The sequence below is a fragment of the Paractinoplanes ovalisporus genome (genome assembly GCF_016834655.1).
GTDB lineage: Bacteria > Actinomycetota > Actinomycetes > Mycobacteriales > Micromonosporaceae > Actinoplanes > Actinoplanes ovalisporus.
Map to the genome: position 1 here is coordinate 308,983 of NZ_JAENHP010000007.1, position 13,057 is coordinate 322,039.

The 13,057-nt window shown below is 71.6% G+C and carries 14 protein-coding genes; 6 read left to right on the forward strand and 8 right to left on the reverse strand.

The window, feature by feature from the left end; all coding sequences use genetic code 11:
- Positions 1–108 precede the first annotated feature (108 nt).
- Positions 109–1,206, forward strand: a complete 1,098-nt coding sequence (locus JIG36_RS23615) for a hypothetical protein (RefSeq protein ID WP_203378542.1) — start codon at positions 109–111, stop codon at positions 1,204–1,206.
- Between the two features lie 13 nt (positions 1,207–1,219).
- Here JIG36_RS23615 and JIG36_RS23620 read toward each other — a convergent pair whose 3' ends face one another.
- Together JIG36_RS23620 and JIG36_RS23625 are read right to left on the reverse strand one after the other, a co-directional pair.
- Positions 1,220–1,573: a hypothetical protein gene (locus tag JIG36_RS23620; RefSeq protein WP_203378543.1), complete on the reverse strand. Its 354-nt coding sequence runs from the start codon at positions 1,571–1,573 to the stop codon at positions 1,220–1,222.
- A 143-nt stretch (positions 1,574–1,716) separates the two neighbouring features.
- A complete protein-coding gene (locus JIG36_RS23625; RefSeq protein ID WP_203378544.1) occupies positions 1,717–2,613 on the reverse strand; it encodes a hypothetical protein in 897 nt (298 codons plus the stop codon).
- A gap of 197 nt (positions 2,614–2,810) precedes the next feature.
- Here JIG36_RS23625 and JIG36_RS23630 point away from each other — a divergent pair, with 197 nt between their 5' ends.
- The 4 genes from JIG36_RS23630 to JIG36_RS23645 are packed head-to-tail and all read left to right on the forward strand — an operon-like array spanning position 2,811 to position 6,140.
- On the forward strand, positions 2,811–4,121 hold the full coding sequence (locus JIG36_RS23630; RefSeq protein WP_203378545.1) for a S8 family peptidase: 1,311 nt from the start codon (positions 2,811–2,813) through the stop codon (positions 4,119–4,121).
- A 9-nt stretch (positions 4,122–4,130) separates the two neighbouring features.
- Positions 4,131–4,373, forward strand: coding sequence for a hypothetical protein (locus JIG36_RS23635; RefSeq protein WP_203378546.1), 243 nt, complete (start codon positions 4,131–4,133; stop codon positions 4,371–4,373).
- Positions 4,374–4,401: 28 nt separating this feature from the next.
- Positions 4,402–5,496, forward strand: a complete 1,095-nt coding sequence (locus JIG36_RS54165; RefSeq protein WP_203378547.1) for a sensor histidine kinase — start codon at positions 4,402–4,404, stop codon at positions 5,494–5,496.
- Positions 5,493–6,140 (forward strand): response regulator, encoded by a 648-nt coding sequence (locus tag JIG36_RS23645; protein ID WP_307872883.1) that lies wholly within the window; start codon positions 5,493–5,495, stop codon positions 6,138–6,140. Before JIG36_RS54165 ends, JIG36_RS23645 begins: the two co-directional genes overlap by 4 nt.
- Here JIG36_RS23645 and JIG36_RS23650 read toward each other — a convergent pair.
- Together JIG36_RS23650 and JIG36_RS23655 are read right to left on the reverse strand one after the other, a co-directional pair.
- The gene (locus tag JIG36_RS23650; protein WP_203378548.1) at positions 6,112–6,897 is read right to left on the reverse strand and encodes a CPBP family intramembrane glutamic endopeptidase; all 786 of its coding nucleotides are present in this window, start codon (positions 6,895–6,897) and stop codon (positions 6,112–6,114) included. The two genes, JIG36_RS23645 and JIG36_RS23650, sit on opposite strands and share 29 nt — an antisense overlap.
- 90 nt (positions 6,898–6,987) lie before the next feature.
- The gene (locus JIG36_RS23655) at positions 6,988–7,920 is read right to left on the reverse strand and encodes a hypothetical protein (RefSeq protein ID WP_203378549.1); all 933 of its coding nucleotides are present in this window, start codon (positions 7,918–7,920) and stop codon (positions 6,988–6,990) included.
- Between the two features lie 109 nt (positions 7,921–8,029).
- Between JIG36_RS23655 and JIG36_RS23660 the strand changes: the two genes are divergently transcribed.
- Positions 8,030–8,854: a maleylpyruvate isomerase N-terminal domain-containing protein gene (locus tag JIG36_RS23660; RefSeq protein ID WP_203378550.1), complete on the forward strand. Its 825-nt coding sequence runs from the start codon at positions 8,030–8,032 to the stop codon at positions 8,852–8,854.
- Here JIG36_RS23660 and JIG36_RS23665 read toward each other — a convergent pair whose 3' ends face one another.
- From JIG36_RS23665 to JIG36_RS23680, 4 genes are read right to left on the reverse strand one after another with little or no spacing between them, the layout of a single operon-like run.
- Positions 8,855–9,901, reverse strand: a complete 1,047-nt coding sequence (locus JIG36_RS23665; protein ID WP_203378551.1) for a sensor histidine kinase — start codon at positions 9,899–9,901, stop codon at positions 8,855–8,857.
- A gap of 1 nt (position 9,902) precedes the next feature.
- Positions 9,903–10,562 carry a response regulator transcription factor gene (locus tag JIG36_RS23670; RefSeq protein ID WP_203378552.1) on the reverse strand — a complete coding sequence of 220 codons (660 nt, stop codon included), beginning with the start codon at positions 10,560–10,562 and terminating at the stop codon, positions 9,903–9,905.
- 17 nt (positions 10,563–10,579) lie between these two features.
- Positions 10,580–11,707 (reverse strand): mannosyltransferase family protein, encoded by a 1,128-nt coding sequence (locus JIG36_RS23675; RefSeq protein ID WP_203378553.1) that lies wholly within the window; start codon positions 11,705–11,707, stop codon positions 10,580–10,582.
- The gene (locus JIG36_RS23680) at positions 11,704–12,645 is read right to left on the reverse strand and encodes a glycosyltransferase family 2 protein (RefSeq protein WP_203378554.1); all 942 of its coding nucleotides are present in this window, start codon (positions 12,643–12,645) and stop codon (positions 11,704–11,706) included. The genes JIG36_RS23675 and JIG36_RS23680 overlap by 4 nt, the downstream gene beginning before the upstream one ends.
- Positions 12,646–13,057 lie beyond the last annotated feature (412 nt).

The following is a 13,057-nucleotide window of genomic DNA, read 5'->3' on the forward strand; positions in this document are numbered from 1 at the left end:
GAGCTTCGGCGCGCGTTCGGTGGTGTTGCGCTGCACAGCGAACCGGATGGGAGCCAGGGTCCAGCGGGGCCTGAATCGCGGCGGTCGTGACGAAGTAGGGTGCGGCGCATGTCGAAGCTGGCCGGGAGCCTGACGGACCTGTTCGCGGGATACGCCGCATTCTGGCTCGGGATCACCCGGCCGGTGCCGCCGTTCGAGGTCGGGCTGAACGGGCCGGACGTCGAAATCGCGGTCGCCGGGCAGAAGGTCGTCGGGCGGCTGTCCGCGTATGCCCTGCTGGCACACCGGTTCTGGGCCGCCGTGCTGCCGCCGCCGGTGGTCATTCCGTCGCTGATCCGGGAGGGCAACGAGGGCCGCGACTGGGACCAGTTCGACGAGGACCACGGCGTGGCCGCCCTGCACGTCGCCGCCGGCTGCCTGGAACAGGCGGGTGAACGCACCGAGGCGGCCCTGGTTCATCGGCTTCTGGCCCGCACCGACGGCGACTGGGGCGTCCCGCCGTGGACGAGCACGGACGATTACCTGGGCTACCACGAGGTGCCGGCCTCGCTGGTGGCCGACGTCGCGTGGCGCAGCCCGGTGGTGGAGCGGCTGGCCGGCCGCAGGTCATGGAACGTTACCTTCACCGTCAAGGCACTCCAGACCGAGGACGACTGGGCCCTCGTGACGCGGACCATCGACGCCCCGGACGGCAAGCGCGATCGCAGTGCCGCGTACGCCGATGCGCCGTACTGGAATGACCTCCGTCTTGCCGGCAGCCTCGATGTCCGGCGCGCGGTGGGCTTGGCGCGGGCTGCTGAGGCCACGGCGCTGCGGGCGGCCGGCGAGGATCTGTGGCTCGTCGAGCAGATCCGCAGCTATGGCGAGGACCGGGCGCGCAAGGGGATCGAGCGGCTGATCCGGCAGCGGGCCTACGCGCCCGGCGATGAGGAAGCGGTCGCACTGCGTGACCGCGCCCGGGAACTGTGCGCCCGGGCCCTGGAAATCACGGTCGAGGAGGGCACGGGTCGCGAGCGCTTCTTCCGGGCCAACGCGTTGTGGGGCTCGGTCGGCCGGGCCCGGGAAGCGCTCGGCGACCGCGACGGCGCCCTGGCCGCTTACCGCACGGCCCGCGACATCGCGGTCGCCTCGGGTGTTCCCGGCGACTGGTGGGCCGGCGACATCGAGCGGCTCAGACGCGATGCGGATCCTCGCCCGCCGCTTTGACCAACCGGTCGTGTCACCGGCCCAGGTCGTCCTTGACGGCCGCGGCCTCGGCGGCGCCCAGATCGCCGGCCGCCGCGCCGATCAGCCACCGTTCCAGGGCGCGGTCGGGGTCGGCCAGACGCCGCTCCTCGCCGCCCGCCTCCCGCACGGTGACCGTCCCGTCCGAGACGAACACCTCGGCCGGGGCGCCGGGCGCGGCGAATGCGGTGGCCCGCAGACCCCGGTAGCCGAGCCGGTCGCTGGAGGCCGAGGACGAGGGAGCGGGCTGCAGGGCGGCCACCCGGCGCAGCAGCTCGTCGGCGACGTCGGCGCCGACGTCCGCGACCGGGTTGGGGCGTCCGCTGTAGAGATCAACCTCGAGCCGCATGCCTGCTCCCCCCGACGAAGACGGCGACGAAGACGGTGACGGTGACGGCGGGGGCGACGACGACGCATCGTCGCCGCAACCGGCCGTGCACAACGCCACCCCGGCGATCACAAAAAGCGATCGCCGGGGAATACCCGCGTCTTTCACCGTATCCGTCGCCGTTGGCTGTCGCAGCCGTAGAAATAGCCGGCGAAAATCGTGTACGGACCCCGGTCGGCCGTTTCCGGATTGGTGATCGTCTGGTTGCTGTTGTCGACGTTCCGGGCCGCTGTCCCGCCCGGCTTGTGTCCCCAGAACCCACCCTGGTGATAGCGGTACCAGTGGTAGTCGATGAACGCCGGTCCGGGCGCGATGACCAGAGCGACCAGATTGCGGGGCTTCTCGGTGTCGGGGAAGCAGTCGTAGCGCCGGTGCATGCCGTCGCAGAGCGCCGCCCGGGTCACCTCGGCGGCGGTGATCGCCTTCCAGACGTTGCCGCAACCGCGCCCGGGCTGGGCGAACGTGTTGGTGCGCCAGTTGCTGGCGTAGTTGTAGCAGTTGTTGTTCCACAGGGTGGTCGAGTTGTCGTTCCAGAAGCCCGGGTTGAACGCGTAGAAGTCGTAGTAACAGACGGCGTCGGCGGTCGCGGGCTCCTGCTTGTCGGACCCCTCCTGCACGGTTCCGCTGCTGCTTCTCTCGAGCTGTCCGAGCAGGTAGTCGCGCAGGCCCTCGTCGAAGGTCGTCTGCTCCTCGAAACCGGGCACGGCCAGGGCGTTGCCGCTCATGGCGAGCGAGGTCAGCCGCTCGGTGAACTCGGCGGTGGCGGCGCCGGCCGGGATGTAGAGCGAGCCGGCCAGGTCGTAGCGCCGGGCCAGCTCGTCGTCCATGATCTCCAGCTGGAACCCGCGCAGGCCGAGGCCGCCCTCGGCGGGTGGTTCGGCGGTCGCCAGCGAACGGTTGGCCGACAACTGCCGCAGGGTCGAGCGGATTTCGTCGTCGTTGCTGATCTCGATGACCGGATTGGGACGACCCGAGTAGACGTCCACGGTTATCCGAAACATGAATCTTCCCCATTCCGCGGTGGGTTTTTCCGGTTGAGCCGAGCTGTACCGCCGGTGACGACGACGGGGCAAGGGACCGGTCCGGAAACGGACGCGGGGGTTGGTAGATCGAGGACATTGCCGATGCGCGCCCCGGCCGGCCGGCCATAGCGTCCGAGGGCTCAGGTGACGGACGCGCCGGAGGGGGCGGAGAAATCATGACGGAACCGATGGGGGAGAACGCCAACCGGGCCGACGCGGGTGTGCCCGCGCGGGTGGACGCCTACACGGGCGCCTATCTGGTGCTGCTGGAGCCGGACGATGCCGGCGCGGCGGCCGTGGTCATGCACGACGAGGCCGGCGTGCCGGTGGCCGAGATGGTCCACGGCACCGAAGCGCACCAGGTGGCCGACATCCTGGCCGGAGGCGGCTCGGTCATCCTTCCCGAGATCGGCGTCGCCGTGGTGCCGGTCGACCCCGACCAGCGCGACGCCCTGGTGCGGGTCGCCGCCGACACCCCGCAGATCCTGCTCACCGAGCCTGAGCGGGAGGTGTACGCGTTCGCCGACGGCCTGACGGTGGAATATCTGCGCGGCTTCCGGGACGCGGCTGAGGCGCTGCTGGAGAGCTCGTCGAACGGCTCCGGGGCGGCCGAGGCGGCGGCCCGGCAGTGGGACGAGAACCGGGTGACGTGGGGGCTGCAGGCGGTCCGGGCGACCGAGTCCGACCTGACCGGCCGGGGCGTACGGGTCGCGGTGCTCGACACCGGCGTCGACCGGCACCACCGCGATCTCGAGGGCCGGGCCATCACGACGATGTCGTTCATCGCCGGGGAGAGCGCGGTGGACGGCCACGGCCACGGCACACACTGCATCGGCACCGCGTGCGGGGTGCGCTCGCCCAAGGTGCTGCCGCGCTACGGCGTGGCCGGCGAGGCCGAGATCTTCGCGGGCAAGGTGCTGAGCAACGCCGGCAGCGGCCGTGACGGCGGCATCCTGGCCGGCATCAGCTGGGCCGTGGCGCAGGACTGCCGGGTCATCTCGATGTCGCTCGGGGCGCCGGTCCGCGTGGGTGGCACCTATTCGCGCATCTACGAGGAGGTCGCCCGGCGCGCGCTGCGGCAAGGCTCCCTGATCGTGGCGGCGGCGGGCAACGAGAGCCGCCGGCCGGGCACGATCGCGTCGGTCGGGCACCCGGCGAACTGCCCGTCGATCCTCGCGGTGGCCGCCCTGACCCCCGACTTCGATGTGGCGTCGTTCTCGTGCGCGGGCCGCAACCCCGACGGCGGTCAGGTCGACATCGCGGCGCCCGGCGTGCGCGTTCTGTCGTCGTTCCCCGAACCGACCGGCTACAAGCTGCTCAACGGCACGAGCATGGCCACCCCGCACGTGGCCGGGGTGCTGGCGCTGTTCGCCGAGCAGAACCCGGCGGCGACACCGGCCGACCTGAAGGCGTTGCTGGCGTCGAGCGCCCAGCGGCTGCCGCTGCCGTCCACGGATGTCGGGGCCGGCCTGGTCCAGGCCCCGTAGGATCCGGCGATGACCGACGAGCCGGCGGTGCCGGTGACCATCCTGGTCGACACCGAGGCCTTCGCCGGCGTGGCCGCGTCGCTGGCGGCCGCCGCCGACGTCGAGGTCGACGCCGAGCTGCCGGCCATCGGGGTGATCAGCGCCCGGGTGCCGCCGGGCCGGGTCGCGGCGCTCGCCGGGCTCGACGGGGTGCGGTCGGTGGAGCTGGAGCGCGAGTTCCGGCTCCCGCCGCCGGAGGCGGAGACGCAGTAGGTGGCAGCCCGGCGGTAGGGTCGGGCCGGTGAAGCCGTTCCTGGCGGCGCGCATCGATCGGTTCGCGCGTGCCCGCCCCGTCCTGCTGGACCGTCTTCTCGCCGGAGCGGTCTGGGTGGTGGCCGGCCTGCCGAGCGCGCTGATCGCCGGTTGGGCCGGGCTGGTGGTCGGCACCGCGACCGTGCTGCCGCTGGCCGCCCGCCGTCAGTTCCCGCGCTCGGTGCTGGCCTGGTCGACCGCCGTCTTCGTGGTGCAGCTGGTCGTGCTGCTCGTCCCGCTGCCGGCCAACCTGGCTCAGGCGATCGTTGTCTACACGATCGCCGCGCATGTGCCGTCGCTCGCCGTCCGGCTCACCGCGTTGGCTCTGGCCACCGCGGGGTGTCTGGTCGCCGGCTTCCGGTGGAGCACCCCGCCCCGGTACGTGGCCAACGCCGTCTTCATCGGTGTCGTGCTGGCGGTGCTCGTCGTCCTGGTGTGGATGATCGGGAACCTGGTCCGCGGCCGGACGGCGAACCTGCGTGCGCTCGCCGAGAGCCGCCACCGCAACGAGCGCCTGGCCGCCGCCCGCGAGATCCACGACCTGGTCGCGCATTCGCTGACGGTCGTGGTCGTGCAGGCCGACGCCGGAGCGTACGGTGACCCGCGACAGGCCCTGACCACGATCGGCCGTACGGCCCGGACCGCGCTGGCCGACGTCCGCGAGGTCATCGAGATGCTGCGCGAGACCGCACCCGTCTCCGACGCCCCGGTCGTTCTCGCCGACGTGGAACGGATCGCCGACGTGGTCCGGGCGGCCGGGGTGCCCGTCACGGTCTTCGCCGATCCCCATACGCTCACCGTCGTGCCGCCGCCGATTCTCCGGGTGATCCGTGAGGCCCTGACCAACGTGGTCAAGCACGCCGGCGTGGGGGCGTCGGCCGCGGTGAGCATGTGGATCTCGGCCGAGGAGCTGCGGGTTCGGGTCGACGACGACGGTTCCGGCGGGCCGGTCGGCGCCGGGACCGGGGTGGGCATCGCCGGGATGCGCGAACGCCTGCATGCCCTGGACGGGACGCTGGAGGCCGGCCCGCTGCCGGACCGCGGCTTCCGCGTCCAGGCGAGCATGCCGGTGGCGGTGCCGTGATCCGCGTCTTCCTCGTCGACGACCAGGAAATGGTCCGGGCCGGCTTCGCGATGATCATTGACGCCGCCCCGGACCTCGGCGTGGCCGGCCAGGCCGCCGACGGCCGCACCGCGCTCACCATGCTGCGGTCGCCCGAGCACCGGGCCGACGTGGTGCTGATGGACATCCGCATGCCCGGTCCCGACGGGGTCGAGACCACCCGCCGCCTGATGGCCTCGGCCCGGCCACCCCGGGTCGTCATGCTGACCACGTTCGACGCGGACGACCTGCTGGTGGCCGCCCTGCGCGCCGGCGCCTCCGGCTACCTGCTGAAGGACGCCGGCCCGGCCGACCTGCTGGCCGGCATCCGCTCGGCCGCGGCCGGGGACGCACCCGTCTCGCCCCGCCTGGTCGGCCGGCTGATCGACTCCTTCGTGCGCCCGGCCCCGGCCCCGCCCGCGCCGGATCCGGGGCTGGACCGGCTGACCCAGCGGGAGCGCGAGATTCTGGCCGCCGTCGGGCTCGGCCTGACCAACACCGAGATCGCCGCCCGCCTGCACGTGGCCGAGTCGACCGTGAAGACCCATCTGGGCGCTGTGCTGCGCAAGCTGGACCTGCGGGACCGTGTGCAGGCGGTCATTCTCGCGCAGTCGCTCGGGGGATGAGCGGCGCCGCCGCCCGGGGCACGAGCGCGGCGGCCACGGCCGTGCCGATCAGCACGAACAATCCGGTGTCCCCGGCCAGATATTCGTTGACCACGACCGGGTGGCTGGTCGTCAGGGCGTACGTGCCGATGAGGGCGAACGTGGCGTTGTGCGCGAAGTGGGCCAGCACCGCCGGCCACACACTGCCCGTACGCTCCCGCAGCTTGCCGAAGAGCACCGAGAAGGCCAGCACCGAACCGGCGAACAACCCCAGGACCAGGACCCGGTTCCCGTCGGCGTGGTAGTCCGGCGTGAGCAGGATGTACGGGAGGTGCCAGGCGATCCACACCACGCCGATGACCAGCGACGACCGGAGGCGGGGCTGGAGATAACCGCGCCAGCCGATCTCCTCGGCGAAGGCCAGGACCGGGCCGGTGACGCCGATCGCGAGCAGGTCGGCCGGCCACGATCCGTGCGGCGCGGTGAACCGGGCGACCCCGGCCACGACCACGAGCACCGCGGCGATCACGCTGACTCCCGCGGTGGTGGCCACGGCGGCCGGCCAGGAGCCGAGCCCCAGCCGGCCGAGCCCGAGCCGCCGCCAGCCGTCGCGTGACCACCCGTCCCGGGTCACGACGAGCATCATCAGCAGCGTCACCAGCAGAGGTGAGACGGCGAGGACCAGCCCGCCGGCGACCCGGGCCGTGCTCAGCGAAACCGCGAGAACGACCACGACAAACACGAGCCCCGAGGCCCGATCCGAAAGCGTACGAAACATCGGCTCAGTCTCGGCACGCCGACGTGGCCGCGACTCCACCCGCGAACGGAGATCCACCCCGGCCCTCCGACCGCGGGACTACGACCGCGCTCAGTTGTAGGGCATCGTGGGGAACCACCCGTGGCCGAACATGGCCGGCAGCCGCACATCCCAGTAGACGGCGGTGAACACACCGAGGGCGATCAGCAGGGCGGCCGTCACGGCCACGGTGCGGGACGGGCGCGCGGTCAGCCACTGCAGCACCCGGCCTCGCGTCAGCACGATCACCAGCGCGAACAGGATCGTGACGATCGCGATGTTGCCCAGTGACTGCAACACGAAGGCTCCGGCGCCGTAGAGCGGGTTGCCCGAGTCGACGGCCCAGTGGAACAGCTTGTTGAACAACGGATACGGGCGTCCGATGAGGAATCCACCGACCAGGGCGCCGAGCACCACCACGCGGGCGATCGGCCGGTCCGCGAACGGGTCGGGCACGATCCGCAGCGCGGCCAGCCCCAGATAGACGAAGGCCAGCCCGATCACGCCGAAGACCACCATCGACTGGATCAGGCGGACCGGAATGCCGCCGACGACCTCGGTCGACAACTGTGGCAGGTCGTCACCGATCAGCACGCCGACCGCGCCGTACAGCGCCGAGACGGTCACCATGCCGAGCGCGAGCCAGCCGACCGGCCGCAGCAGCCGGCGGAGGCCCGAAGAGGTCGAGCCGGACCGGGTCGCCTGGCTCATCGGTCCGACCGACGCGACCATCGCGATGTTGCAGGCGGTGAACGTGCCGGCCAGGCCGGAGACGAACGCGAAGACCAGACCGGCCGCGGTCCCGCCGATCGCGGTCGCCTTGGCGTCGTGGCCGAGCAGCGTGTTGGCGACGTTGTCGCCGATGACGTGGTCGACGAACTCGAAGGACCACAGGACGGCCAGCGCCAGGCCGGCCAGGACGCTGCCGGCGACGATCAGGCCGCGCCGGCGTGGACGATCGTCGATCGAGGTGATCAGTGGCGGTGTTTTCCCCAGGACAGACATTGCTTCAGTGTCGGAGCGTCCACGCGCTCCGGACGCCTTCGGGATTGCTGACTTCAACTACGGCAATTTCGAAGAAGACCGATGCCGCTCGATGCGGCAGGCTGTCCTCATGGACAGCCTGCTGACGGCGTTGCCCACCGCGCTGGATCGACTGCGTACGGTCGTCGGCAGCATTCCCTCCACGCGGAAGGTGACCCGGCACTGGGATGTCGGCGACACCCTGGCCCACGTGGCCTCGATCGCCGCGATGGACGTCGCTCTGCTCGCCGGGCGCCCCCTCGATCCGCTCGTGCCGGGCCTGGACGAGCTCGTCGCGGGTAGCACGGTCGACCAGGTGAAGGACGTCAACGTCAAGGTCCTGGCGCACCTCCGGGAGCGTGACCCGGCCGTTCTGCTCGGCCGGCTGACCGAGGATCTGGACGAGCTGCTCCGGATGGCGCGCGGGGCCGATCCCCGCACCGTCTTTCCCTGGCTCGGCGGGGCGGACCTGCCGCTCGACGGCCTTCTGGCCCATCTGCTCAACGAGATCAACGTGCACGGCTGGGACATCGCGACGGCGGCCGGCCGCCCCTGGCATCTGCCCGCGGCCGATGCCGCCGCGTTCTTCGACGTGTTCTTCACCGGCCTCGTCGCCTCCGGCTACGGCAAACTTCTCGACCACGACGGTCCACCCCACCCGGGAAAGGTCGTGGTGACGTTCCGGGGATCGGCCGTCCGGCCGTTCACCCTGGTGCTCGAGCGCGGCCGGGTGCATCTCACCGAGGTGGTGGAACGCCCGGACGTGCGCCTGACCTACGACCCGGTGACGCTCGACCTGATGCTGTTCGGCCGGGTCAGCCGGGTGCGGGCCGCCCTGACCGGAAAGGTCCGCGTCGGTGGCCGCCGCCCGTGGCTGCTTCCTCCGTTCCTGCGGACGGTCCGGCTGCCGTCCTGATCAGGCCGGGAACGTGACGGTCATCTGCAGGCCGCCGCCCTCGGCGTTCGGGGCCGCGTCCACCGTGCCGCCGTGGGTGCGCACGATCGCCCGCACGATGGCCAGCCCCAGGCCGCTGCCCCCGCTGTGGTCGAGGCGGTCGCCGGCCAGCCGGGTGAACGGTTCGAACAGGCGGCCGATCTCGGCCGCGGGCACGGCCGGGCCGGTGTTGGTGACGACCAGGGCGCCCGCCGGGTCGATCTCGACGTGGACGGTGCCGCCCGGCACGTTGTACTTGAGGGCGTTCTCGACCAGGTTGCGGGCCAGCCGTTCCAGCAGGATCCGGTCGCCGCTGACCACGCGGGGCCGCAGACCGGTGGTGAGGGTGACGCCGGTGGGCTGGTGGGCCTGGACGACCTCGGCCACGATCTCGTCCAGCCGCTGCGGGGTGTGCGCGACCAGTCCCTGCTCGGCCTGGCTGAGCGTGAGCAGGCCCTCGATGAGGCGTTCGCTGCGCTCGTTGGCCTGCAGGAGCTGACCGGCGACCTGGGCCGAGCGGTCCTCGGTGAGCGGCTCGGTCATGCCGATCTCGATCAGCATGCGCTGCAACGCGAGCGGGGTCCGCAGCTCGTGGGAGGCGTTGGCGGCGAAGTTGCGCTGCCCCTCGTAGGCGGCGGCCAGCCGGTCCAGCATGGCGTTGAGCGCGGACGTCAGCGCCGCCACCTCACCCTTGCGGTCGCGGCCGGAGGGGATGCGCAGCCCCAGGTTCTGCGGGCCGACCTGGGCGACGAGCGGGACCAGGTTGCGGACGGGCGCCAGCACCCACCGGGCCACCGGGCGGGACAGGATGACCACGACCAGCAGCAGGAACGCCCACTCGGTGACCGACGTGAACGGCTTGTTGCGATAGAACGTGCCGCAGAAGCCGTCGGTCGCGCCCATGCACGGTTCCCACTCCCACCACGTGAGCCAGGGGAAGAGCATGTAGTAGTGGTCGAACGCCATGACACCGGTCAGGCCGGCCACGGTGACGAGCAACAACCTCGCCCGTACGGTGCGCAGATGCATCTCAGGCTCCGAGCCGGTAACCGGACCGCGGGACGGTGTGCAGGACAGCCGGCTCGCCGAGCTTGCGGCGCAGGTTGCCGACCGTCACCCGTACGACGTTGGTGAACGGGTCGGTGTGTTCGTCCCATACCTGTTCCAGCAGGTCCTCCACGGTGACGGCGTGCCCCTGGGCCCGCAGCAGGGCGTGCAGCAGCCCGAACTCCTTGGCGGTCAGCCCGAGCGGACGGCCGTCGCGGGTCGCGGTGCGGGTGGCCAGGTCGACCGTGACGCCGTCGCGTTCCAGGGCGGGCGGCAGCGCCGGGGCGGTCCGCCGGGCCAGGGCCTCCATCCGCGCGACGAGCTCGGCGAACGCGAACGGCTTGGTGAGGTAGTCGTCGGCGCCCAGCCGCAGCCCCTCGACCCGGTCATAGACACTGCCGGCCGCGGTCAGCAGCAGCACCCGGGTCTCGAGCCGTTGTTCGTGCACCCAGCGGCACACGTCGTCGCCCGTACGGCCGGGCATGTCACGGTCGAGCACGGCCACGTCGTAGCGGTGCACGCCGAGCCGTTCGATGGCGGCCTCACCGTCGTAGCAGACGTCGACCGCCATCGCGTGCCGCCGCAGCCCCGCGGCGAGCAGGTCGGCGTAGAGCCGCTCGTCGTCGGCAACCAGGATGCGCATAGCAGAACCAGCCTATTTCAGGCGATCAAGAAAGTGCCGGACATGAACACCATCAGCAGCGCCGCGTGCAGCGCGAAACCTGAGGTCAGCACCAGCCGGTCGACGAGCGGGCGGGCGCCGATCCGGGCCAGCACCAGCACGACGGCCACGGCCTCCATCGCATAGCGGGGCGCCGACTGCATCGCGCGACCACCGACCTCGGTCGACATCAACAGCACAAGACAGATGCCCCCGTACGCAATGAGGTAGCTCTGATCGGGCCGGAAGCGGAACCGGCCCCGGACGCAGAGGATCAGCAGCACCACCGCGGCCAGAATCGAACCGGCGTCGAGGATCGCCCCCAGCGTGCCGTTGCCGAGCGTGCCGTCGGCCTGCCCGACCGCGATGAACCACGCCTCACCGGGAAAGGTGTAGCGGCGTCCCCACTGGTCCTGGGCGATGCTGAAGGCCAGCGGGCTGCCCAGATCCCACCAGCAATAGAGGCTGTAGGCCACCACGCCCAGCGGCACGAGCGCGATCCCCAGCACGTCGGCCCGGATCCGCCGGTTCTGGCGCAGGTACTCGATGGCCAGCGGCAGCATCAGGAGCACGCCGAACAGGCGGGTGCCCGACGCCAACGTGCCGAGGCTGCCGGCCAGCCACCAGTGTCCGCGCCGGGCGGCGTACAGGGAACCGATCGTCAGCAGCAGGAACAGCGACTCGTTGTAGCCGATGAACAGGAAGAAGCCCATGGGGGAAGCGGCGAGGTACCACGCCGCCCGCTGAGCCGTGCCCGGACCGAACTCGTGGTCGGCCAGCCGGTGCAGCAGGGCTAGCGCACCGATCGCGGCCGCGTTGGCGACGACCAGGGCGCTGATCAGCCCGCCGCCCGGCAGCAGCGGGTCGAAGACGCGGATCAGCAGCGGATAGAGCGGGAAGAAGGCCGGATAGCCCGGGCCCACGTGATAGCCGACCTCGGCGATCGTGACGTAGTGCTGGGCATCCCAGTTGTTCCAGCTCAGCCAGCTCGACCGGGAGAACACGGTCACCGCGATGTGGACCACGGTGACGGCCGACCACACGGCGAGGGCGGTGCGGAACGCCGCCTGCCACGGGGCGGTAGTCCGGACCGGGGCCGGCGCGGGCGCGACAAGCAGGTCGGTCACCGGGTGGCCAGCATTTCCGAGTCGAAGGCCACCACGTACGCCGGTCGGCCCTGCAACGTGGTGAAGATGCGGGCCACGTACTCGCCGAGCAGGCCCAGGCACAACAGCTGCAGCGCGCCCAGGAACACCAGTACCACCAGCATCGACGACCACCCCGGCACCACGTCGCCCCACCAGTAGGCGGCGAGCACACCGAGGCCCAGCAGCACGCACAGGGCGATGCCGGCGCAGCCGAGCCACGTGGCGAGCCGCAGCGGGGCGGCCGAGAATCCGGTGATGCTGTCGAGGGCCAGCCGCATCATCTTGGCGAGCGGATACTTCGACCGCCCGGCCGCTCGGGGCTGCCGGGCGTAGGTCACCTCGCCGCTGGGCAGGCCCAGCCACGGCACCAGCAGACGGTAGACCGGCCCGTGCTCCGGGAGCCCGATCAGCGCGTCGACCGCCCGGCGGCTGAGCATCCGGAAGTCGCCGGCGTCGGCGGGCACGTTCGCGCCGACCACCCGCCGGACGAGCCGGTAGTAGGCGCCGGCGGTCCAGCGCTTGAACGGGGTGTCGCTGCTGCGGTCGGCCCGCACGCCGTGGACCACGTCGAGCCCCTCGGCCTCGGCCAGACGCAGCATCTCGGCGATGACCTCGGGCGGGTCCTGCAGATCGACGTCGATGCTGACCACGTACTCGCCGCGGGCCCGGTGCAGGCCGGCGGTGAGCGCGTTCTGGTGCCCGCTGTTGCGCCGGAGCCGGACGACGCGCAGCTCCGGCCAGCGGAAACGCATGCCCTCCAGCACGGCCGGGGTGGCGTCACGGCTGCCGTCGTCGACGGCCAGGACCTCGTACGGAATCCCGAGCGCGTCGAGCACCGGCCGCAGCCGGTCCTCGAACAGCGGCAGAACGTCTTCCTCGTTGAACACGGGGACGACAACGGAGACCTTGATCGACATGACGACCGACCGTACGGAAGGTCCGATAAATGCCCGATAAATCGACGGTCATCACATCAGAGGCTGGGCGCCGGCGTGGTACGCCCGGGAAGTTCCGCTGGACGCTCCCGGGCCCCGGATTCGCAGCGGCCCGTAGGCAGACCCCCGTACCGCCTACGGGCCGCTGACCAAGAGGCTCGCACGCTCCGCTTGCGGAATCCTTGCGGCGGCCGTCCGTGAACTGCTCTAACCGCGCGCGGGCGGCGGTGGTTCGTCCTCCCAGCGGTGGGATCGCCGGTTGTCGCGGTCCGGTGTGACGCGTCGCTGGTTGACGCCGTACCAGGCAGTTCCCGACTGCAGATCACGGGCCGGGGGAAGGTTGCGCGCATCGGTGGCGCGGGACATCGTGAATCACTTCCTTGGGGAAACGTTG